Annotated in this window: 15 protein-coding genes, 2 pseudogenes and 1 riboswitch; of the genes and pseudogenes, 16 read left to right on the plus strand and 1 reads right to left on the minus strand. The window is 28.1% G+C overall.

Features of this window, described 5'->3' with window-relative positions; translation table 11 throughout:
* Positions 1–93 precede the first annotated feature (93 nt).
* The 16 genes and pseudogenes from RYM86_RS08590 to RYM86_RS08660 all read left to right on the plus strand — a co-directional run.
* Positions 94–558: pseudogene (locus RYM86_RS08590) on the plus strand (transposase); the annotation flags it as partial.
* Between the two features lie 1,015 nt (positions 559–1,573).
* Complete coding sequence (locus RYM86_RS08595; protein ID WP_315079599.1) at positions 1,574–3,208, plus strand: DNA cytosine methyltransferase; 1,635 nt, start codon at positions 1,574–1,576, stop codon at positions 3,206–3,208.
* Between the two features lie 18 nt (positions 3,209–3,226).
* Entirely contained in the window at positions 3,227–4,690 is a 1,464-nt protein-coding gene (locus tag RYM86_RS08600; RefSeq protein ID WP_315079601.1) for an ATP-binding protein, read from the plus strand.
* Complete coding sequence (locus RYM86_RS08605; RefSeq protein WP_315079603.1) at positions 4,680–7,409, plus strand: Z1 domain-containing protein; 2,730 nt, start codon at positions 4,680–4,682, stop codon at positions 7,407–7,409. Before RYM86_RS08600 ends, RYM86_RS08605 begins: the two co-directional genes overlap by 11 nt.
* Entirely contained in the window at positions 7,406–8,347 is a 942-nt protein-coding gene (locus tag RYM86_RS08610) for a PD-(D/E)XK motif protein (RefSeq protein WP_315079605.1), read from the plus strand. The genes RYM86_RS08605 and RYM86_RS08610 overlap by 4 nt, the downstream gene beginning before the upstream one ends.
* Positions 8,338–10,413 carry an AIPR family protein gene (locus RYM86_RS08615; RefSeq protein WP_315079607.1) on the plus strand — a complete coding sequence of 692 codons (2,076 nt, stop codon included), beginning with the start codon at positions 8,338–8,340 and terminating at the stop codon, positions 10,411–10,413. The genes RYM86_RS08610 and RYM86_RS08615 overlap by 10 nt, the downstream gene beginning before the upstream one ends.
* Before the next feature lie 430 nt (positions 10,414–10,843).
* Positions 10,844–11,121: pseudogene (gene tnpA / locus RYM86_RS08620) on the plus strand (IS200/IS605 family transposase).
* A gap of 400 nt (positions 11,122–11,521) precedes the next feature.
* Complete coding sequence (locus RYM86_RS08625) at positions 11,522–12,268, plus strand: MurR/RpiR family transcriptional regulator (protein WP_315079610.1); 747 nt, start codon at positions 11,522–11,524, stop codon at positions 12,266–12,268.
* Between the two features lie 155 nt (positions 12,269–12,423).
* Positions 12,424–14,322: a PTS 2-O-a-mannosyl-D-glycerate transporter subunit IIABC gene (gene mngA, locus RYM86_RS08630; protein WP_315079611.1), complete on the plus strand. Its 1,899-nt coding sequence runs from the start codon at positions 12,424–12,426 to the stop codon at positions 14,320–14,322.
* Positions 14,323–14,413: 91 nt separating this feature from the next.
* Complete coding sequence (mngB, locus tag RYM86_RS08635; protein ID WP_315079614.1) at positions 14,414–17,020, plus strand: mannosylglycerate hydrolase; 2,607 nt, start codon at positions 14,414–14,416, stop codon at positions 17,018–17,020.
* A 33-nt stretch (positions 17,021–17,053) separates the two neighbouring features.
* Positions 17,054–17,263, plus strand: coding sequence for a glycerate kinase (locus tag RYM86_RS18500; RefSeq protein WP_399547509.1), 210 nt, complete (start codon positions 17,054–17,056; stop codon positions 17,261–17,263).
* Positions 17,264–18,208 (plus strand): mannose-6-phosphate isomerase, class I, encoded by a 945-nt coding sequence (manA, locus tag RYM86_RS08640; protein WP_315079615.1) that lies wholly within the window; start codon positions 17,264–17,266, stop codon positions 18,206–18,208.
* A 242-nt stretch (positions 18,209–18,450) separates the two neighbouring features.
* Entirely contained in the window at positions 18,451–18,720 is a 270-nt protein-coding gene (locus tag RYM86_RS08645) for a YjdF family protein (protein WP_315079616.1), read from the plus strand.
* Between the two features lie 247 nt (positions 18,721–18,967).
* Positions 18,968–19,612: a flavin reductase gene (locus RYM86_RS08650; RefSeq protein WP_315079618.1), complete on the plus strand. Its 645-nt coding sequence runs from the start codon at positions 18,968–18,970 to the stop codon at positions 19,610–19,612.
* Between the two features lie 171 nt (positions 19,613–19,783).
* Positions 19,784–20,173, plus strand: a complete 390-nt coding sequence (locus tag RYM86_RS08655) for a hemerythrin family protein (protein WP_315079620.1) — start codon at positions 19,784–19,786, stop codon at positions 20,171–20,173.
* A 206-nt stretch (positions 20,174–20,379) separates the two neighbouring features.
* Positions 20,380–20,481, plus strand: a riboswitch (purine riboswitch).
* A gap of 250 nt (positions 20,482–20,731) precedes the next feature.
* Positions 20,732–22,063, plus strand: a complete 1,332-nt coding sequence (locus RYM86_RS08660) for an NCS2 family permease (RefSeq protein ID WP_315079623.1) — start codon at positions 20,732–20,734, stop codon at positions 22,061–22,063.
* A gap of 369 nt (positions 22,064–22,432) precedes the next feature.
* Here RYM86_RS08660 and RYM86_RS08665 read toward each other — a convergent pair whose 3' ends face one another.
* The gene (locus RYM86_RS08665) at positions 22,433–23,536 is read right to left on the minus strand and encodes a DEAD/DEAH box helicase (protein ID WP_315079621.1); all 1,104 of its coding nucleotides are present in this window, start codon (positions 23,534–23,536) and stop codon (positions 22,433–22,435) included.
* Between the last annotated feature and the right edge of the window lie 160 nt (positions 23,537–23,696).

Genomic DNA, 23,696 nt, shown 5'->3' on the forward strand with positions numbered 1-23,696 from the left:
AGAAAAGGGGCTGTATCAAAATAAATTTGATACTAGCCGATGAAAAAAGAGAATTCATTAATTTGAATTCTCTTTTTTGCGCATAATATTAATATGAAGAAAAACAATATTATAGCAGATGATGATTCAGTAAGATTGCTTTATGATGTTACGGAGGGGGTGGATTACACACAATTATATGAAACTTACTCTACCATTGGTAGAAATCCAGCTGTCTTACCTGAAACCATGTTTAGAATTATAGTTTATGGCTATATGGAAAGTATCTATTCTAGTCGTGCACTTGAAAAGGCGTGCAAGAGAGATGTTAATTTCAAGTGGCTTTTACAGGGCAAGAACCACAAAGTCATAATTCAATATCCAGATTTAGGAGTGAGAATTTAGCTACTTGTATAGAAAATTTATTTAATCAATTTATTAGGAATTTGGGTAAACTTAATGAAATAAAATTTAAAAAAATATTCATTGACAGAACAAAAATCGAAGCATATGCAAATAGATATAGCCTTGTTTGGGCAAAAGCTACAGCAAAATTTGAGGCTAAGTTACAAGAGAAAACAAGAAAAATATTAGAAATAATAAATAATGATTTTGAATTAAAAATTAAAAGTAATGATGATAAAGTAGTAGTTTCTGATATAAAAAATATTTTAGATAAGCTCTATATTATTAAAGAAAAAGAAAATATAACTTTTGTTTATGGAAAAGGTAAAAGAAAGAGTAAGTTACAAAAGTATATTGAACAACTAGAAGAATTCATAGATTAATTATTTGGAATTAAATACATAAAATTTGATGAATAAAATGCGGAAACATTAGAAAAGGCTGTATTTAGAATATCATTGATTATATGGAGTATTATTTTTATATAATCTATAAGAATGTGTGATATTAAAGGCAAGATAAGAATAATTAGATCAATTAGAAAAAAAATTATTGGATAATATTAAGTACTTTTATACTAAAGAACCATAATAATAATTATTATTTTAATAAATCTAATGAAACTCAAAAAAGAGAAGCCGCATCAAGCTTGATTAAAAAAATTAAACTGATACAACCTCTTTTCTAAATCCTCAGATATGAGATTATAAGTGGTTCTAATAAGGTATAATATTTTGTTTTTTAGATTAGAATCAATAGTAGAAAAAGAGTTGTTTTTAACAAAATATTTTATAGATGAAGTTATAAATATGAATGCAAGATAATTTTTGATGATAAGGAAATAATAATGACAGAAAATTTACATTAACTTTTGAAAAGGATAACTGTATTAAAAGAATTAATTAAGTAATATTGTTCGGTATAATTTAAAAGATTGAGTTATAAGTAGAGAAATGGAGATGAAATAATATGAGAAAGTGTTCTGAAATTTTACTATGTAAAAGTAATATATAGAAAAAATAGATAGGTGTAAAACTTCTTATATATAATCGGAAGTTAGAAACAGTGAGTTAAATAAAATTATGAAGAAAATAGTTCTTGATATTGAATAATATAAGGTATAAAAAATGATATATTTATATTATAATTATAGCTATGGGAAATTTAAAATAGAATAGGATTTGGACAAATGTGTAGATATAAATTAGTAGATTTGTTTGCGGGTGCAGGCGGCTTAAGCTATGGATTTTTGCAAACGGGTAAATTTAAAGTCGAAATGGCTGTAGAGATAAATGAAAGTGCAAAGGAAACATATAGAAGGAATCATAATAATGAAGATGTTGATATAAGAGGAAATATTTTAGAAGTTGATTTTAATCAAGTTAAAGAGAAATATGGTGATATAGATTTTGTTATAGGTGGACCACCATGCCAAGGATTTTCAAATGCTAATAGGCAGAAATCTACGCTTATATCAAACAATAATAAATTAGTTAAAGAGTATATTAGAGCAATAGATGAATTAAGACCAAAGGGATTTGTTTTAGAAAATGTCAAAACCATGGACTCTGAAACTCATAAGTTTTATTTAGCTAAAGATGATGTTAATGATGAGATAATAACAAAACTTCATAAAAGATCTGAAAAAGTTCAAGTTGCAAGTAATAGCAATATTATAAAAGATACCAAAGAGTTGCTATTAGATATTTATAAGGGGAATAATAACATTAATTTATATTTATTAAATGAAAATGTATTAACATTTATTAAAAATATATCAAAAACCAAACAATTACATACTTATATAAATAATAACAAAAGTATATGGAAAGTTACTAAAGGAAATTGGAGTAAATATCATAGTATTTATATAAGTGATAAATATGAGAAACTGTTTAATAAGCTGTATGACAAATTAAACAATAATTCTTATAATGAAGTAATTACGATTAGTAATGATATATCAAATATTCAGAAGTTACTTTACAAGTTAAAAGAAATTATTGATAACAAAATTATAATTAATAATTTCGATTTAGATGGGGATAACGTAATATTTGAGATGTTAAGCTATAATATTTTCAAATATGTAAAGGAAAAATTAATCTCATTAGGTTATGAAGTCAAACACTATATTCTTAATGCAGCAGATTATGGAGTAGCTCAACAACGTAATAGGCTTATAGTAATAGGCATTAAAGAAAAGTTATTGAATGGACAAGAAATTGAAGCCCCTAATGCAATATATACAAAAGATCAATATATGAAAATAGGCGATGCAATTAGGGATTTAGAAGATTATGAGGTTTCATTTAGCGTAGATAAAAGTAGTAAGGTTACAAGAGAAAAAAACTTGGTTTGTGGAACGTTAAATGGATATTTAGCAGATTCAGAAATAATTTCTAATATGACAATTACTGAAACTAGAAAAGTAGCTATGGATAGATTTAAAGCGTTAAAACCAGGCGAAAATTTTCATAGTCTTGACAAATCATTAAAGACTACATATGCTCAACCAGGTAGAACTCAAAGTTCAATATATAAAAGATTAGATTACGATACAACGTGTGGAACAGTTACAAATGTGAGAAAATCAATGTGGATTCATCCTAAAAAAGATAGAGCTTTATCGATTAGAGAAGCAGCTAGACTACAATCATTTCCAGATAGCTTTGAGTTTGTAGGAACTAAAGATGAACAATATCAACAAATAGGAAATGCAGTTCCTCCTATGCTAGCAAGAGTAATAGCAGAAAGAGTTTTAAATCTTATTGGAGATAAGGCAATTCAAAGTCTAGAGGGTATATTAAAAGGAGAAAAATAAAAAAAGGGGTTTTTATTTATGAGAGATATAGAGTTACCACCGTTTGCTCCATTGTTAATGGAGTCAACAAGAGCAATTGGATATAATTTGGAGACAGCAATAGCAGATATACTAGATAATAGTATATCTGCTGAATCTAGTAAAATAGTAATAAAGTATTCACCATATGATGAGCCATATCTAGCTATATTAGATAATGGTATAGGAATGGATGAAGAGGAATTAACTAATGCTATGAGATATGGAAGTTATGATTCTACAAAGAAAAGAGATGAAAAAGACTTAGGTAGATTTGGCTTAGGGCTTAAGACAGCATCATTATCTCAATGTAGAAGATTAACTTTGGTTAGTAAGAAAAATAATGTTTTAAATTCATGTAGTTGGGATTTGGATCATATAAACAAAACGGGAAAATGGAGCTTGTTGATTTTAGATGATAGTGAAATGAGTCAATTACCGATGATAGAAGAATTAAAATTAGGCTCTAATGGTACATTGGTTATTTGGCAAACTATTGATAAGATTAGTATAGATTCAAAATCTTTAAGTGATGTGATGATAGATAGAATGGAAGATGTAAGAAAACATTTATCATTAGTTTTTCATAGATATTTAGAGGGTGAAAATGGGATTAGGAAAATTAGTATAACTATTAATGGAAATAAATTAACTCCTATTGATCCATTTTTATCTGAAAAAAGCAATCAGTTATTTAGGGAAGAGGAAATAAAAATAGGGGAACATAAAATAGTTGTTACACCATTTTTATTGCCTCATATTAATAATTTGACAACATTTGAAATAGAGTTACTAGGTGGTAAAGACGGATTGAGAAAAAATCAAGGTTTCTACATATATAGAAATAAAAGATTACTAATATGGGGAGATTGGTTTAGATTAACACGAAAAGATGATTTAAGTAAGCTAGCAAGGGTAAAAGTCGACATTCCAAATACGTTAGATTCAGAGTGGACATTAGATGTTAAGAAATCAACTGCGACGCCTCCTTATGTAATCAGGAAGAATTTATCGGCAATTACAGATAAAATATGTAATTCTAGCAAAAATACTTGGAACTTTAGGGGAAAAAAAGAGACAAGCAATGATCTAGTACATATTTGGACTAGATGTGTTAGTAGAGAAGGAATTTACTATGAGGTTAATCAAGAACACCCTTTAATTCAAGAGATAATTAAAACAAGTGATTATAGCAAAATCTTTTTGGAAGTAATTAAAATGTTAGGAATATATTTACCTATGAATCAAATATATTCAGATTTAACACATGATAAAAAGATAAATCAAATTAATATGAGTGACGAAGAACAAAGTGTTGAGTTATTTTTAAATGATATAGTATCAACTTATGATAGTGAGATAGCTAATAGTTATTTAGACTCATTGATGAATGTAGAGCCATTTTGTAGATATTTTAGTAAAATAGAGAAGTTTAAAAAAGAGGGTGTTAATTATGGTAAATAACAATAATGTTAAGGCACTGGAGAGTATTGTAAAAGGTCAAATTCTGCATTTATATAAAGAAAATTCAATTACAGAAGCTCAAGTGTTAGAGATAGCAAACAGAAGTAGAATTATAATTCAAGTAAGTGATGAAGAGTTTGAACAAGCAATAAAAAATATACATTCAAATATGTCAATAACAATGGATGAAGGTATATTAATAAAAGGTGATGAAGAGTATGTTGAGTGGTACGATTCAAGAAGAGCAGAGATAGAACTTAAATTTTGGAATAGATATAAAGAATATTTAATTATTAAAAAGGGGTGGAGTGAAGCTGTTGTAAATACAATTGATAAGGTTTCAAATGATATAGTGGCACTTTTAGGCGATCCACAGGCGAAAGGTTCTTGGAAAAGAAGAGGATTAGTAATAGGAGATGTTCAGTCAGGTAAAACTGCAAACTTTACAGCCATATGTAATAAAGCTACTGATGTTGGATACGATGCTATTATAATTTTGACAGGAACAATTGAAAGCTTAAGAAAACAGACTCAAGAGAGACAAGATACTGATTTAGTTGGGTTTGATAGTTTTAAACTTTTAAATGATAAAGGTGTGGCAAATAGAAGGGTTGGAGTTGGAGAAATTAATAAGCAAATAAGATTAAATACATTTACCTCAACAAGAAATGATTTTAGGAGTGCAATCGCTGATAATGTTGGATGGTCATTAGATCCAAATGGGAATACAGCTTTGTTTGTTGTGAAAAAGAATCAGAAAATATTAGAAAATTTGGAGAAATGGTTAAAATATCATAATGCAGATGAAAGTGGTTTGATAAATAGTTCGGTATTAATTATTGATGATGAATCAGATAATGCTTCAGTAAATACTAAAGAAGAAGAAAATCCGGCAGCTATAAATAGGTGCATAAGAGATTTATTAAAATGTTTTAGCAGACAATCTTATGTAGCAGTTACTGCAACCCCATATGCCAACATATTTATTAACGATGAATCTTCAGATGATGTTGAAGAAAATTTAGGGCAGGATTTATTTCCAAAAGATTTTATTTATTGTTTAACACCACCATCTAATTATATAGGAGCAAAAGATATATTTTTAACTGATGGTAAGTATTATGATTCATTAGAAGTAATAGATGATGCAGAAGAAATTATACCAATAAAGCATAAAAGTAGTTTTGATATAAGTGACATACCAGATAGTTTAAGAGATGCTATATACCACTTCATATTAGTTAATGCAATAAGAGATAAGGAAGGGGATACCAATTCTCATAGATCAATGCTAGTAAATGTAAGTAGATTTACAATTGTTCAAAATCAACTTGCAGATTATTTAGGTGATTGGCTTGAATTAATAAGAAGAAATTTAAATGGATTTGCGTGCTTATCTAATGAAGAGAGTATGAAAAATAAATATATTAAGGATATATGTGGAATTTGGAAAAAATATGATTTTGAAAAAATTAGTGGCTATAGATGGGAAGAAATAAGAGGTGAATATTTAATAAAGTCAATTTTTACAATTAAAGTTCAGGCTGTGAATCAAAGTACAGGAGCAACGAGTTTAGATTATAGCCAATATAAAAATGAAGGACTAAGAGTGATTGCAGTGGGTGGAAATAGCTTATCAAGAGGAATTACTTTAGAGGGACTATGTACAACTTATTTTTATAGAAATTCACAAGCATATGATACATTAATGCAAATGGGAAGATGGTTTGGATATAGACCAGGATATGAGCATTTATTTAGAATATGGATGACAACAGCTGCTATTGAATGGTATGGAACTATTTGCAGTGCAACTGAAGAGTTAAAGAGAGAAATAAAAAAGATGAACAAGAGAAAGTTCACGCCAAAAGAATTTGGACTTAGGGTTAAGGAAAATCCGGCTTCTCTTATCGTAACAGCTAGAAATAAGATGAAGCACACGCAAGTAATAGTACAGGATATAGATATAAGTGGAAGAGTAATAGAAAGTGTAAATATAGAAGCTAAAACGAAGATGTTAAAACAAAACTTTAATACTATAAAAGGATTTTTATCGGAAGTCAAAGGAAATAAAATTGAACAAGAGACAGTATTTGATTCAATTATTGTGAGAGCTGTTGATAAAAGATTAGTTGAAGATTTAATATTTAGGCTAAACACTCCAGATGCTAATTTGAATAATCTCGCTTACAATAAGAATACTCTGATGGATTATATTGGAAGTTCTGCTCATTTAGGTAAATGGGATATAGTAATTCCAAAAGGAACCAAAAGCAAATTACAAATAAATATAGACAATAAAGGTTTTAATATTAAAAAGGAAAAAAGATTACTAGTAAGTACTGAGAAAGATAAATTTATTAGTGTTTATAAAAAGAATGGTCGTATCATAACTGGAGACAGTTTAACTACAGGATTAAGTGATGATATTAAAGAGCAAATTGAAAATTATGTTAAGACAAATGATCCCGAGGGAAAGGTTACAGATAGTGATTACTTATATGAAGGTAGAAATCCCCTATTATTTATTCATTTTATAGATACAGCTGATTTTTTAAAAAAACCAAATGATATTGAATTCGAGGAGAATACATTTGTAGCAATAAGTTTAGCTTTCCCTATGACCAGTGAGTTCAATAAACAGAAAGCTATTGCGAGATATAGAATTAATACTGTAGCTATTAGGCAACAATTCACTTTTGAGGAGGATGACGAATGATGAATTATGATTATTTTGTTGTAAGGTGGAAATCAGCCTCAACAGATCATATAAGGGTAGATAATACACATCCGCTAGATTTTTATTTATCAAAAGGTGCACATGGTGAAAGTAGATTAGTATTTATAGGTGGAAATAGAAAAGTAAAAATTAAAGATTCAGACATAATAAAAGTTGATATTGGTAAAAGAGCTGATAATAGATATTCATATAGTTTTATGCTAATGGATGAAAACTTCTCTGATCAATTTTATAGATTATGTTATGACTTAATAGATTCATCAAGATACTGCAATAAGAATGAGGAAAGTTATAAGTATGTATTAAATTTGTTTTTTAAGTGGCAAAGGATGATGAAAGCTAGTGCCAATAATAAGCTTAGTATAGAAGAAATTAAAGGTTTAATTGGAGAATTAATGATTTTATATAGAGAGCTTAATTTAGGCAGGGATAGTGAGGAAGTAATTAATTCATGGCAGGGGCCAGAAGGATATTATCAAGATTTTGTCTTTTCAGATACATGGTATGAAGTAAAAGCTATAACTAAAAGAAATGAAAAAATATATATCTCTTCTGTAGAACAGCTAGATATTAATATTGAAGGTACATTATATACAGTCTCTTTAGATAAAGTTGATAGTATTACTAATAATACAATAACTTTAAATTCAATAATAAAAATGATAAAAGAAAAATTAAAAGATAATTTGATACAGTTAGATAAGTTTATGGGCAGATTAGATCAAATGAGATATTCTTACTCAAAGCAGTATGATGAGTATATTTTTGAAATAGGAAAAATAAAAGCATATTCGGTAGATGATAAATTCCCAAGGTTAAGAAGAAAAAATCTACCTATTGAAATAGCGAAGGTAAAATATGAAATTATTATTTCATGTATAAATGATTGGTTGGTGGTGGATGAAGAATGGAATTAGGAGATTATAGAAAAGAGTTACTTGAAGAAATTAGAGTAACTGCAAGTGCACAGAATGAATCTAAGGCAAATATGTTTGTAAGAACTTTATGTAACTATTTAGTTGATTTAGAGGTAATAACTGCATATGAAGAATGTTTTATTAGCATAGCAAGTGCTAGAAATAAAAGAAGAACAATTGCAATGGATGCATACTCTTACGATTCAGTAGATAAATCACTAACACTCATAGCTGCGATATACAATGATAGTGATGATAAAGTTACTTTAAGTAAGGGTGATGCAACTAAATTATTTACTAAGGTAGAAAATTTAATGAAAGAAGTTTTTGATAATCTTTTGAATAAGAAATTTGATATGAGTACAAATCAATATGATTTCATAAATGAATTTTCAAATAAGCAAGAAGATATAGCAAAGATAAGAATATTGATAATTACAGATTCTGTAGTAAGTAAATCACTTTCAAAATTAGAAAATGGAAGTTTAAATGGATTAACTGTAGAATATGGGATTTGGGATATTAGCAGATTTTACAATGTTATTGGAACTGGTGATTATAAAGAAAACTTAGAAGTAGATTTCAAAAAATATGATCAAAATGGCGTACCATTACTATATGCTAACAATGGAGGGTGTGAGTATAAGTCATACTTAGGCGTAATACCTGCAGAGGTATTAGCAAATGTGTATGATGAATATGGGAGTAGATTATTAGAAGGCAATGTTAGATCATTTTTAAGTGTTAGAGGTAGCGTAAATAAAAATATAAGAAGAAGCATTTTAAATGAACCAGAAATGTTTTTTGCATATAATAATGGTATTTCTGCAACTGCAACCAATATAGAACTGCAATACATTGGAAATATGACGTATTTGGTAAAAGCTAAGAACTTTCAGATAGTTAATGGTGGACAAACTACAGCATCTTTATCAACAGCAAAATTTAAAGATAAAGCTGACTTAAGTAAGGTGTTTGTACAAATGAAACTAACAGAAGTTGAAGGGGAAGATGACGTAAAGATAATACCGAAAATTTCTAGATGTTCTAATAGTCAAAATAAAGTTAATGAAGCTGATTTCTTTGCGACAAGTGGGTTCCATATTAGAATGGAACAAATATCAAGACGTATGTATGCACCTGCAACAGGTGGGAACCAATATGATACACACTGGTTCTACGAGAGAGCTAGAGGGCAATACTTACAAGAACAATTAAAAATGACTACATCACAAAAAAGGACATTTACTAATCAGAATCCAAAGAGCCAGTTGATTACAAAAACTGATTTAGCTAAATATATAAATTCTTGGGATGGATTACCACATATAGTTAGTAAGGGTGCACAGGCTAATTTTTTAGCATTTGCAAATGAAGTTGACCCTAAGTGGAGAGAAAATGATGAGATATATAACGAACAATATTTCAAGGATACTATATCTAAAGCTATTTTATTTAAAAGTATAGAAAAACTTGTATCAAGTCAGACTTGGTATCAAAATTCATATAGAGCCAACATTGTAACATACTCAATTGCTTTATTTGCATATAAAGTAAAAAATCAATTTAAAGGGTATGATTTTGACTTCTTTAAGATATGGAACAAACAAGAAGTACCACAAGATATATTAAAAGTATTTGCTGAAATTACTGAAAAAGTATTTGATAGCATTACTGCACCTGGTAGAGCCATAATGAATGTTACACAGTGGTGTAAAAAACAAATATGCTGGGATCATATCAAAGAAATTGAAATTAATTTAGATAACAGTATTTCAAAATATTTGATAGATAGATTTGAAAAAAGGAAAAAAGCTTCAGAAGGTAAAAAAGATCAAAGATTTATGAATGAATTAGAAGCACAAACTAAGGTAATGTCTTTAGGAGAAGCTTACTGGCAAAAGGTTCTTAAGTTTGGTAGAGAAAAAGGATTGATAGATAATGATGATGAGAAAGTCTTAAGCGTTGTAGTATCAATGAATTCAATAAGAATACCGAATAATAAACAATGTAAGCGACTATTTAATTTAGTAGAAAAGTTGAAAGAGGAAGGGTTTATTTCATAGGTATTATTCATGAATTAAGAGTTATAGATGATGAATTAATTAATGTTTTAATAGTATTATGTCGAGGTGCATACAGATAAATCTGATAAATTTTCATGGTTTTGAATTTTTTTTGCAATAATAACTAATAAGTGTATTAGTAGGTCATGAAGCTTAAATAAAATAAATCATTATATGAAAAAAGATGAAGAATTAAATTATCAAGAAATGCAAAAATACATAATTGATCACTTTTATTACAAAAATTTCATACTAATGAACAAAAACATTTAGTGTTTTTATCGGGATCGTGTTAGTACTATCTCGATTTTTTTGTATTTAGAATGCCACCGGTTAGATCGGTGGTTCTGGAGAGATTCTAGCGATGAGTAGAAAAAATAATACCTATAATGTAAAATAGTGATAGATTTGACAACCACAACTAGAATACATGGGAGGTGCGTCCGATACGGACAATAGTAGTTTATCACACAATAAATGGAATTATAAATATCATGTAGTATTTGAGCCAAAGTATAGAAGACAAATAATATATGGAAAGATAAAACTAGATATTGGAATAATACTTTTAGAAAGTTATGTGAACATAAAGGAATTGAAATTATCGAAGCAAATGCATGTAAAGATCACATACATATGCTTGTAAGTATACCACCCAAATTAAGTGTTTCACAATTTATGAGATATCTGAAAGGAAAAGTTCATTGATGATTTTTGATATACATGCAAACTTAAAATATAAGTATGGTAATAGACAGTTTTGATGCAAGGAATTCTAATAGGTAGTATTTATAAAAATATTGCAGAGAAATAAAATAGAAATAACAAGTTCGACTATTGAAACTGTAACTTTGGAATAAATAAAAAACATTTAGGGGAGGAACAGTATCATATTAAGATAGTGATGGATGACCTCGTACACAAACTTACTGAAAATGATATAGAGAAAGTTTTGTATTAGATGAAGTTATCTCTTATAAAGACAGAATAAGTGAGAAGTAATTTATTTCTTTATATAAATAAGATATAATTAAATAATATTAATAAACTTTACGAAAATGGAAGTTAAACGTACAATTATATTTTTATTTATGAATGGAGAGATAATGTGAATTTTGAGGATAGAGTATTATTAAATGAATTGAAATTTACTGATACAGATGATCAGATTATTGAATATATTAGAGAAAATAAAGAGAAGATACTGAACCAGTCTATTCAAGAGACAGCGGAAGAACTTTTTACAGTTCCAAATACTATTGTAAGGTTATCAAAAAAAATAGGATATAAGGGATTTTCAGAATTAAAGTTTGAGCTAAGAAAAGAACAAGAATATATAAAAAGTAATAATTTTGAAGGAACCATTGAAAATTCAAATTTGATATCTGAAAATATAATAAAAACAATTAATATAATTGATTCAAATATTATTAAAAAAGTTGTTAGAAAAATAAAAGAAGCTAAAAATATACAATTTCTTGGAATAGGAGATTCTATATATTTTTGTGAAATGTTCACTAAAAATCTTAGATGCCTTAATAAGAAAGCAGAATTTTTTACATATAGACATGATATGATATATAATGTTGAAAAATGTAATGAGAAAGACCTTTATATAGTTATTAGTGTTAGTGGAGAAAGCAAAGAACTTATTGAAGCTTGTGAAATAGCTAAAAGAAGAGGTGCGTATATTATAAGTATAACTCACTTAAGTAAAAATACTATTTCAAAATTAGCAGATATGAATCTGTTTTTCTGGGCACCTAAAAAAATTATAAATAATTATAATGCTACTGATAGAGTAGGGATAATGATATTAATTAGAACTATTAGCGAATTGTTTTGGAAAAACTAAATTTGTGTATTTATACACAAATAATATGGATAAAAAAATATATATGTGAAAAAGTAAGAAGATTTAAATCTTCTTATTTTTTTTTGATAATATAAACATGTAAATGTTAACACTATAGATGAATGAATTTAAATATATGACGAAGGAGAGTCAATATGGATTTAAAAAATTTAACTAATGAAAATCTTATAGCAATAGATTTAGATCTAAATAAAAAAGAAGATGTAATAAAGTACTTAATAAAGCAACTTGCAAAAGAAGGAAAGATATCATCAGAAAAAGAATTTTTAAATGCAGTTTTAGAAAGAGAAGCTCTTTCACCAACAGGATTTGAGGGTGGATTAGCTGTGCCACATGGTAAATCAGATGCAGTAAAAGAAGCTTCATTTGCAGTAGCTACATTGAAGAAACCTATATCTGAATGGGAAAGTGTAGATGAGAATAATAAAGTAGAATTTGTATTCTTACTTGCAATTCCAACGAATGAAGCAGGCTCAACTCATATTCAATTATTAGCTGAGTTAATGACTAGAATATCAGATGAAAAATATAAAAAGTCACTTCAAAATTCAAAAAGTAGTACTGAACTTTATAATAATTTAGATAAAGTAATTAAAGAAGATGATTTTGATATAACTAAATTTAATAAAACAATTCTAGCTGTTACAGCTTGTCCAGCAGGTATTGCCCATACATATATGTCTGCAGAAGCGTTAGTTAAAGCAGGAAAAGAAATGGGAGTAAGAGTACTTGTTGAAAAGCAAGGTGCAAATGGTATTGAAGATAGACATAGCAATGAAGAACTTAAGGATGCTGATGCAGCAATATTTGCTGTAGATGTGGCAGTAAAGGAAGTAGAAAGATATAATCATTTATCTGTATATAAAACAAAGGTAGCGGCTCCGCTTAAGGATGCAAAAGGAATAATTGAAAAGGCACTTAAACAAGCAGAAAATTATGAAAAAGGAACATTTAAAGAAGTTGAAAGTAATGAGGAAAAAGTAAGTTTTGGTAATGAAGCTAAAAAAGCAATACTTACAGGTATATCACACATAGTTCCTTTAATTGTAGCTGGAGGTATGATAGCAGCCTTTGCAACATTAATAGCACAAGGTTTTGGGTTACAAGATGTATTTAATGCAGAAAATTCATGGTTATGGATGTATAGAAAGTTAGGTTCAAATTTACTTGGAACCTTAATGATACCAGTTTTATCAGCTTATATGGCATATTCAATTGCTGATAAGCCAGCTCTTGGGCCAGGATTTGCAGCAGGTATAGCAGCAAATATGATTAATGGTGGTTTCTTAGCTGGTATGGCAGGTGGATTTTTAGCTGGATATACGATTAAGATATTAAGAAAATATATCCCAGCAAAAGGAACTTTGGCAGGATTCGTTAGTTTCTGGATATATCCAGTGCTTGGAACACTGATTGTTGGAACTTTAATGTTTTTTGTTATTGGTAAGCCAGTTACAGCTTTAAATGAAGGATTAATTTCATGGCTTGGTAGTATGGCAGGTACAAATGCAGCTTTATTTGGTGCTGTTTTAGGAATAATGGTTTCATTTGACCTTGGTGGTCCAATAAATAAAGCAGCATATGCATTTTGTATAGGGGCAATGTCAGAGGGTGTTATAGTACCTTATGCAGTATTTGCATCAGTAAAAATGGTATCAGCATTTGGAGTAACATTTGCAACACTGTTATTTAAGAAATATTTCAATGAAGAAGAACAAGAAGTTGGAAAATCAACTTGGTTATTAGGTTTAGCAGGTATTACAGAAGGAGCTATTCCATTTATGATAGCAGATCCATTAAGAGTTATTCCTTCATTATGTGTAGGTTCAGCTATTACAGGATCAATAGTATCTATTTTTAATATAGGATTAGATGTGCCAGGAGCAGGAATATTCTCATTATTTGTTTTAAAAGGCCAATCACTTGTTATAGGAATGAGTGTATGGTTTGGAGCAGCAGTTATTGGTGCAGTAATTTCAGCAGCATTATTAGTTATAACTAGAAAAATGAAATTACAAAAACAAACTATATAAAAATAAAGTTAATTAAGGCTTAGTTGAAATCTTTATAATGAGTAAATTGTTTTTAACTAAGTCTTAAACATAATAAATAAAGAGGTGTATCATGAAAAATGTTCATATAGTTCCCCATATGCATTGGGATAGAGAATGGTATTTTACCACAGAAGAATCAAGAATTTTATTAGTTAATAATATGAAAGAAATAATTGAGATGCTTGAGACTAATCCAGATTATCCTAATTATATTTTAGATGGTCAAACATCAATTTTAGAGGATTATTTTGCGGCAAAGCCAGAAAATAGAGAACGAGTTAAGAAGTTAGTTCAAGCAGGAAGGTTAATTATTGGACCTTGGTATACTCAAACAGATGAAATGGTTGTTGGTGGAGAATCTATAGTTAGAAATTTACTTTATGGAATGAAAGACTGTGAAGAGTTTGGAGCTGTAATGAAAATAGGATATCTTCCAGATTCTTTTGGTCAATCAGCACAGTTACCACAAATATTAAATGGTTTTGGAATTAACCGTTCAATATTTTGGAGAGGTGTTTCTGAAAGAATGGGTACAGATAAAACAGAATTTTATTGGGAAAGTGAAAATGGGTCAAAGGTATTAACTCAATTATTTCCATTAGGATATGCAATAGGAAAGTATCTTCCAGAGAATACTGAAGAGTTAAAGAAGAGAATGGATAAGTATTTCCCCGTTTTAGATAAAGGAGCAACTACTGAAAATATAATACTACCTAATGGACATGATCAGATGCCAATCCAAAAAAACATATTTACAATTATGAATAAATTAAGAGAATTGTATCCAGATAGAAAATTCTTTTTAAGTAAATATGAAAATGTATTTGAAGAACTTGAAAAAAATAAGAATTTACCAACTTTAAAAGGTGAATTTTTAGATGGAAAATACATGAGAGTTCATAGAAGTATTTTTTCAACTAGAATGGATATAAAAGCTGCTAATGCGAGAATAGAAAATAAAATTACAAACATATTAGAGCCAATAGCATCTTTAGCATATTCTTTAGGCTTTGAATATCATTCAGGTTTAATAGAATTAATTTGGAAAGAGATTATGAAAAATCATGCTCATGACTCAATTGGATGTTGCTGTTCTGATAAAGTTCATACAGAAATAATGAGTAGATTTATTTTAGTAGAAGAAAAAGTAGATAGATTAACTGATTTTTACATGAGAGTTATTGTTGATGCTATGAGTAAGGATATTGCTCTTGATAAATTAACAGCATTTAACCTTTTACCATATAAAAGAGAAGAAATAATTACTGGAGAAATCATCACAAAGATGAAGAACTTTAACCTGGTAGATTGTGAAGGAAATAAATATGATTTTGAAGTTATAAATAAGGAAATAGTTGATGCTGGTTTAATAGATAGACAAATCGTTCATTATGGAAATTATGATCCGTTTGTAAGATATACTGTTCAATTAAAAGATACAATTCCTTCAATGGGCTTTAAAACTTATATGATTAAAGAAATTGAAGAGGGAACTTTACAGTGTGGAAAAGAAATAAATATAAATAATATTGAAAATCAGTTCTTTGCAATTAGTGTGAATAAAAATGGTACAATAAATATTATAGATAAGACTACAGATTCAATATATGAAAATGTATTATTAATTGAAGATGGAGCAGATGATGGAGATGAATATGACTTCTCACAATTAAAGGATGATTTAATAATAACTAATAAAAATGTTGATGCAGAGATTGATGTTATAAATCATAAATATAGTTCAACTATTGAAGTTGATTATAAATTAGCAGTTCCAAAGGATTTAGAAAGCAGAAAAGCAAAGCTTATAGATGGAGAAATTAATGTTAAAACAATTATAACAGTAAATGAAAGAAGTCCTTTCATCAATGTTGAATTTAACATTGATAATCAAGCCAAAGATCATAGAGTTAGAGTATATGTTCCAACTAATATAGCATCTAAATTTTCAATATCAGATAATCAATTTGGTAGTATAAAGAGAAATGTGTATGATGATGCAATGGATGTTTGGGAAAAAGAAGATTGGGATGAAAGACCAGATTCAATATATCCAATGTTAAGCTATGTAACTTTAAGCGATGAAAAAAAAGGTATTGCTGTATTAACTAACAGTACAAGAGAGTATGAAATAATTGGAGAAAGTTATGATACAATAGCTATCACATTATTTAGATGTGTTGGATTCCTTGGAAAAGAAGAAATGCTAAGAAGACCAGGAAGACCTTCGGGAATTAAGCTTGAAACACCAGACTCTCAAATGATTGGAAAAGTTAAAATACAATTTGCATTATATTTATATAAAGGTGAAGCATTGGAAGCTAACGTATCAAAAATGGCAAAGGAATACTTAACTCCAATTAAAACTTACAATAAAATGCCTCACAATGCTATGAAGCTTAATCCAGTTGATTTTATAACTCCATATAACTATAGCTTATTTAAAGAAGAGAATAAAAATATTACTTTAAGCACTGTTAAGAAGAGTGAAAAAAATAATGGTTTAGTAATAAGATTCTTTAATGGAAGTAATAAAACTCAACAAGCAATATTTGAATTAAAGGGAAAAAGTTTTAGTAAAGTAAATCTTAATGAAGAATTAATTTCAAAGTTAGAGGATTTAAATAATATAGAGTGTAAGAAGAACACCGTAGAAAGTATTTATGTAGAATTATAAAAAATATATTAAAAAAACTCCTTTAATAATTTAATTGAAGGAGTTTTTCATACATTAGTAGATGCTACAGGTGGAAAAGTATATACAGTTGAAACTACGACGCCTTTAGGTAATAAAGTAATAAGTAAATTTGGAATTTTACCAAGTACAGTAAACCTTGATGAAGCTTTAATGAGTGGTAAAGAAAATGTAGAGTTAACAATAGAAAATATAACTAAAATAATAAAGATAGGAGTGAGCTAAATGTATCCAATAAAATTTGAAAATATATATTATGACAGAATATGGGGAGGAAAAGATTTTAAAAAGTTTAGGGATAATGTGCCAGAGGGAGTCATAGGAGAAAGTTGGGATATTGCATGCCATAAAAATGGTACAGGAAAAGTTCAAAATGGAGAATTGAAAGGAAAGAGTTTTGATGAAATAATTAAATTATATGGGGAGAGGCTTTTAGGAAAAAAAATTAATCAAAAAGAATTTCCACTTTTAATTAAACTAATTACAGCTGATGATAAACTCTCTGTTCAAGTACATCCAAATGATGAATATGCTAGTAGAGTTGAGAATGACTTAGGAAAAACAGAAGCATGGTATGTAGTAGATGCAAAAGAAGGAGCAGAGCTAATCGTTGGGACAAAAGATTGTGATAGAGAGAAGTTTAGAAATGGAATTAATGAAGGCAATTTAGAAAAATACTTAAATAGGATTCCAATAAAAAAAGGAGATTTCTTTTATGTACAAAGTGGATTAGTACATGCAATTTGCGAAGGTGTTTTAATAGCAGAGATTCAACAAAATAGTGATACTACCTATAGGGTTTATGATTATAACAGAGGAAGAGAAGTTCATGTTGAAAAAGCATTAGATGTAATTGATTTTTCTTTAAAAGGAGAAAAGTTCATAGGAATTACTACTAAAAAAGATGGTTATGAAAAAACATATTTATGCTTCGAAAAATATTTTACAATACAAAAATATAAAATAAATGAATCTTTAAAAGAAAGCAGCAATGAAGAAAGATTTTATTTATTTACATGTGTTGAAGGAAATGGATTAATAAAATATGATAAAGGTGAAGAAAAAATATGCAATGGAGATAGTATTTTTATTCCGGCAACTCTCGGAGAGTATGAATTGATAGGAAACTGTACATTATTAAAAAGTTATGTTCCCAATATGGAAAAATAGAGAAAATTATATTAATAATATAAAAAAAGGCTACCGGTGAATTTAGGTAGTCTTTTTGCATTATAAATATTAATCTTAAAAAGGCGACGATTGTATATGCATCATAATTTCTGATAAAAAGGTTTAACATGTTGAATTAATTGGATATAATATTAAGTAAGAGACAAAACACAGTTCTATTGGTATTCAGAACCTATATTAGATATATAGCAGTAACCTGTCCTCCTGTATTGTCCGTTATCTTGAGTTTTTTATTTTCAGGAGGAGAAAATTATGATAATATCAATAAAACTAACAGTTATTTTCAATGTCCATTTTGGATAGGAATATTTAAAATTGAGGAGGGAGAACATTATAAAGTTAGTAAAGTAACTTTTGGAGCAGAACCAAAGGATGAAGAAATTTATGAATTTATATTAAGGAATTTTTACAAAATGAACTTTAAAAAGTTGGAAGTAAATGAGGAAAAGAATTCTGCAAAGAAAAGAATAAATCCAAAATGGATACACTGAGAACTAAAAAAACAAAAAGTAAAGGAATAGGGACCAAAGCACAAATAGCAATAAAAGAGTAGCTTGAAGAAAATAATATTGAATGCAAGAAATGAAGTAGGAAAGAAAAAGAATAAAGAAGAATGTTTGAAATAAAGAAAAATAAAAAGAATTAAAAACGAGACATTTTAAAAATGACTACTATAATAATTAAAAAATAATTATGGTTGTAGATATTCCATAATTATAAAGAAAGAAGGCAACAATTATGAATAACAATGCATTTAGAAATTTATCATATGGAGTTTATATAATTTCTGTATGGGATGAAGGAAGACCAACTGGTTGTACAGCTAATAGTGCTATGCAGATTACATCAGAACCTGCCACCATTGCAATTAGTATCAATCATGATAACTATACAAATCAGTGTATTGAAAAGACAGGAAAATTTGCAATTTCAATTTTAGCAGAGAATTCAGATCCATCAATCATTGGTACTTTTGGATTTCAGTCTGGAAAGAATGTAAATAAATTTGATTCAGTAAAGTATGAAATTAAAGGGAATATGCCAATTGTAACAGAGGGCTGTGCTTATATTACTTGTGAGGTAATTAATAAAATGGAGACAGATACACATACTGTTTTCTTAGGTAAAGTAATAGATGCAGATGTTCTTTCAAAGGATGATGCTATGACATATGCCTATTATCATAAGGTTGTAAAAGGAAAAAGCCCTAAAAATGCTCCGACTTATATTGCAGAAGATACAAAAGTAGAAAACAAGAGTGAAAAATATGTATGCAGCGTATGTGGATATGTGTATTCAGGAGATATTCCATTTGAAGAATTACCAGATGATTATACTTGCCCAATATGCAAACAACCAAAATCAGTATTTAAAAAGCAATAATAGAAATGATATTAAAAAGTAAAATAGCGTATAACAAAATTTTGTTGCACATTAGTTTACGTTTATTAAATTAGGAGTTTGTTTTAATTACTAATAATTATTAATTGATAAAATGTATTATTTAATGTATAATAATTACAATATATAAATATTGAAAGAAGGTAGTATTTAATGTATGAATTTAAAGAAGAATATAAAACTGGAATAGATTTTATTGATGAACAACATAAAGTTCTTTTTGAAATAGCTGATAAAACTTATGCGTTATTAAAAAATGATCTTACAATTGATAAATATGATAAAGTAGTAAATTTAATAAAGGAACTTCAAGACTATACCGTCTTTCATTTTAATGCTGAAGAAGAATACATGAAAAGTATTAATTATAAAAGAATGTTCACTCAGAAAGTTGAGCATGATGAATTTATAAAAAGAATTAAGGATGTAGATTTTTCAAAGATTGATGAGGATCAAGATGAATATATAGTCAGTATATTGCAACTTCTAAATGATTGGTTAGCAGGACATATCTATTCAAATGATAAACTTATAGGAAAATAATTATACTTTTATGCAAAATTAAGATATGTATATAACTATAATAGTGCAAAAACACTTTAATGATTTTACTTAGTTCGACTTAATGTATCCGCTACTTTATACTAATACTATAAATATTTTATAATTCTGCACAAAAGTTTAAAGGTTTATAAATTAAAAATACTGTACAAGCTATTTAATATGTAGTATTATGTAAAAAAAGAAAAACTAAATAAATAATAATATCCCATATATTTCTGATAATAGGGTTCAGATGTTTCTACGAGATAACCGTAAATATTCTCGCTATGGGTAAATCATAGAGTATATGAATTACTAGCATTGGTTTACCTTAACCATATGCTAGTAATTTTTTATGGAATTATAAAAAGAAATTACTACATCTATCTAATATGAACTTTAAAAGTTAGACAGGTTAATCTATGATCAACTCAATATTATGAAGTTAGTTTAAAGCATAAAAGGGATTAAATTAAGACAGGAGAAAAACAACTAATAAAAGATTTACTAGAAAGAATTTTTTAACTTAAGGAAAATGGTACTAATGTTAAAACTGAAATTATAGGTGGTTTAACTACTTTTGTGACATTTGCATACGCATTATTAGTAATACCTAATATATTAAAAATTGGTGGTATGAATGTACAAGGTATAAAAGGTGATGCAGCAGAAGTACTTAATATAGCATCGGATCCAATTATAGCATCTGCTTTTGCTTCTGTATGTATTGCAGCAGCAATTGGTACTTTAATAATGGCATTTCATGCTAACTTACCATTTGTTTTAGCACCAGGGCTTGGACTTGTTGCATTCTTTGCATATAATATATGTTTAAAAATGGATTTTACATTGCAACAAGGATTGGCAGCTGTATTTATTTCAGGAATTTTATTTATTATAATTACATTTACTTCTTTAAGAGAAAAGATTGTAAAGGCAATACCACAAAACTTAAAGTTTGCAATTACAGCGGGAATAGGATTATTTATATCATTAATAGGGCTAAAAAGTGGTGGAATAATAGTTGCAAATCCATCTACATTAGTTGCATTTGGTGATTTTACAAACAAAGCAGTAATTTTAACTATAATAGGCTTAGTTATATCTCTTATATTAATGGCTAAAAACATTAAAGGTGCAATGTTAATAGGAATAGTTATAACTACAATAATAGGAATTCCTATTGGGGTTACAAGTCTAGAAGGAGCAAAGGTATTTTCTCTTCCTCATATTGGAGAAACATTCTTTGCACTTGATTTAAAAGGTTTATTAACACATAATGGGAACGGAATAGTAGGAGCATTATTAACAGTATTTATGGTTGTAATTACATTAAGTTTAGTTGATTTATTTGATGGGATTGGAACTTTAGTTGGAACGGCTCAAAGTTCAGGAATGATAGATGAAAATGGAGAAGCAAAAGGACTTAGGAAAGCATTAGCTTCAGATTCTGTAGCTACAACATGTGGTGCTATGCTTGGAACTACAACTTTAGCAACAGTAGTAGAATCAGCAGCTGGAATAGCGGCAGGAGCAAGAACTGGACTTTCAAATGTTGTAGTAAGCTTTATGCTTTTAGTATCATTATTCTTTAGTGGAGTAATAGGAATTATACCACAAAATGCAACATCACCAGCACTTATAATAGTTGGAGTTTTAATGATGAGTGCAGTAAAAGAAATAGAATTTTCAGATTTTACAGAAGCTGTACCAGCGTTTTTAACAATAGCATTAATGCCATTTACATATTCAATAGCTAACGGAATAGCAGCAGGAATGATTTTTTACCCTATAATGAAAGTATCAACTGGTAGAGGTAAAGAAGTACATAAACTTTTATACATATTCGCAATATTATTTATTATTAGATTTATATTAATGCCAGATTAAAAGTATATGGTTATGCTTAACTTAAACCATGAAATCCACGATATTAATTTATCGTGGATTTTTTTGAATTACTTTTTATAAGTTTTAAGTTTAAATCAAGAATTATATGAAAATGCTTATCCTTATCATGGGATATATTATATAATTTTCCTAAAGAAAATGTTTTTATTATTTATAATGTAAAAAATAAAAATATGAAACTTAAGGATAACAATATTAAATTTATAAAATCACACTTTAAAATATACAAAAAGGAGAAGTGAGTTTAGATATAAATGCCCTGCATAAAATTTTACGCAAGGCATTTATTAAAAATATTTACTTAGTACTTTTAGTAATTTAAAGACATTTTATCTATCTTAAGACTTTTTAAATTTCACGTCTAGGGATTGTAAAACCTAACTTCTTCTCAATTGCATTTAAAAGATATAAATCTTTTGGTGCAACAAACATGCATGTATAGCCATCTTCACCGGCACGACCAGTTCTTCCTATACGATGAATATAACTTTCAGGAGTTTCTGGAGTATCATAGTTGTAAATATGTGAAACACCAGAAATATCTATTCCTCTTGCAGCTACATCTGTTGCTATTAAGTATTGAATATCAGCATTTCTAAAAGACTTCATTATTCTTTCACGCTTAGCCTGAGGAACATCACTATGTATCTTTTGACAATTAAGACCTTTTTGATGAAGTGCAATTTCAAGTACATCAGCTCTACGTTTAGTTCTACAAAATATTATTGCCATAAACGGATTATCTTCTTGTAAAGTAGCACAAAGAGCATCTTGCTTCCATCTATCTGTAGTTTCTACAACTTGTTGTTTGATTTTATCAACAGCTATAGTTGGTGATTTTATGTCTATAAATAATGGATCAATCATATATCTATAGGCAAGTTTTTTTACTTGTGAATCCATAGTAGCTGAAAAGCAAAGTGTTTGATGCTTTTTTGAAGCTGATTTCATAATTTTTTCAATATCATTTTTAAAGCCCATTAATAACATTTGATCAGCTTCATCTATAACTATAGTTTTTAGCTTTGATAAATCGATAGTTTTTCTATCGATATGATCAAGCAATCTACCAGGAGTTGCAATAACTAAATGGATATTATGTTTAAGTTTTTTTAATTGACTCCCAATATCTTTACCACCATAGGCAGCTAATATATTAATATCATTATTTACATTAAGTTTTTTTGTTTCCTCTGTTATTTGAATTGCTAATTCTCTAGTTGGAGACAGTATTAATACCTGTGTTCCATTAGTATTAGATGATATATTTTGAAAAATAGGAAGAAGAAAGGTAAGGGTCTTTCCAGTTCCAGTTTTGGCTTCACCGATAACATCTTTACCTGATAAAATTTGTGGTATACTTTCTTCTTGGATTGGAGTTGGTGTTTTAATTCCATTTTTATTTAGTATGTTAACTATATCTTCATTTATCCCTAAAGATTTAAAGTTCATAATAATTATCCTTTCAATCAGTATATTTTAATACTATACATATGCTAGAAAATAATAGTCTAAAATAGATGGGTATACTTAGTCTATTATTTTTTAGCATATGCTTTAAATAATCGAGTAGGAGCTAAATAATTATTTTATTTAGCGTCCTCTCACACCA

It is taken from the genome of uncultured Clostridium sp. (assembly GCF_963527835.1).
Lineage (GTDB): Bacteria > Bacillota > Clostridia > Clostridiales > Clostridiaceae > Clostridium.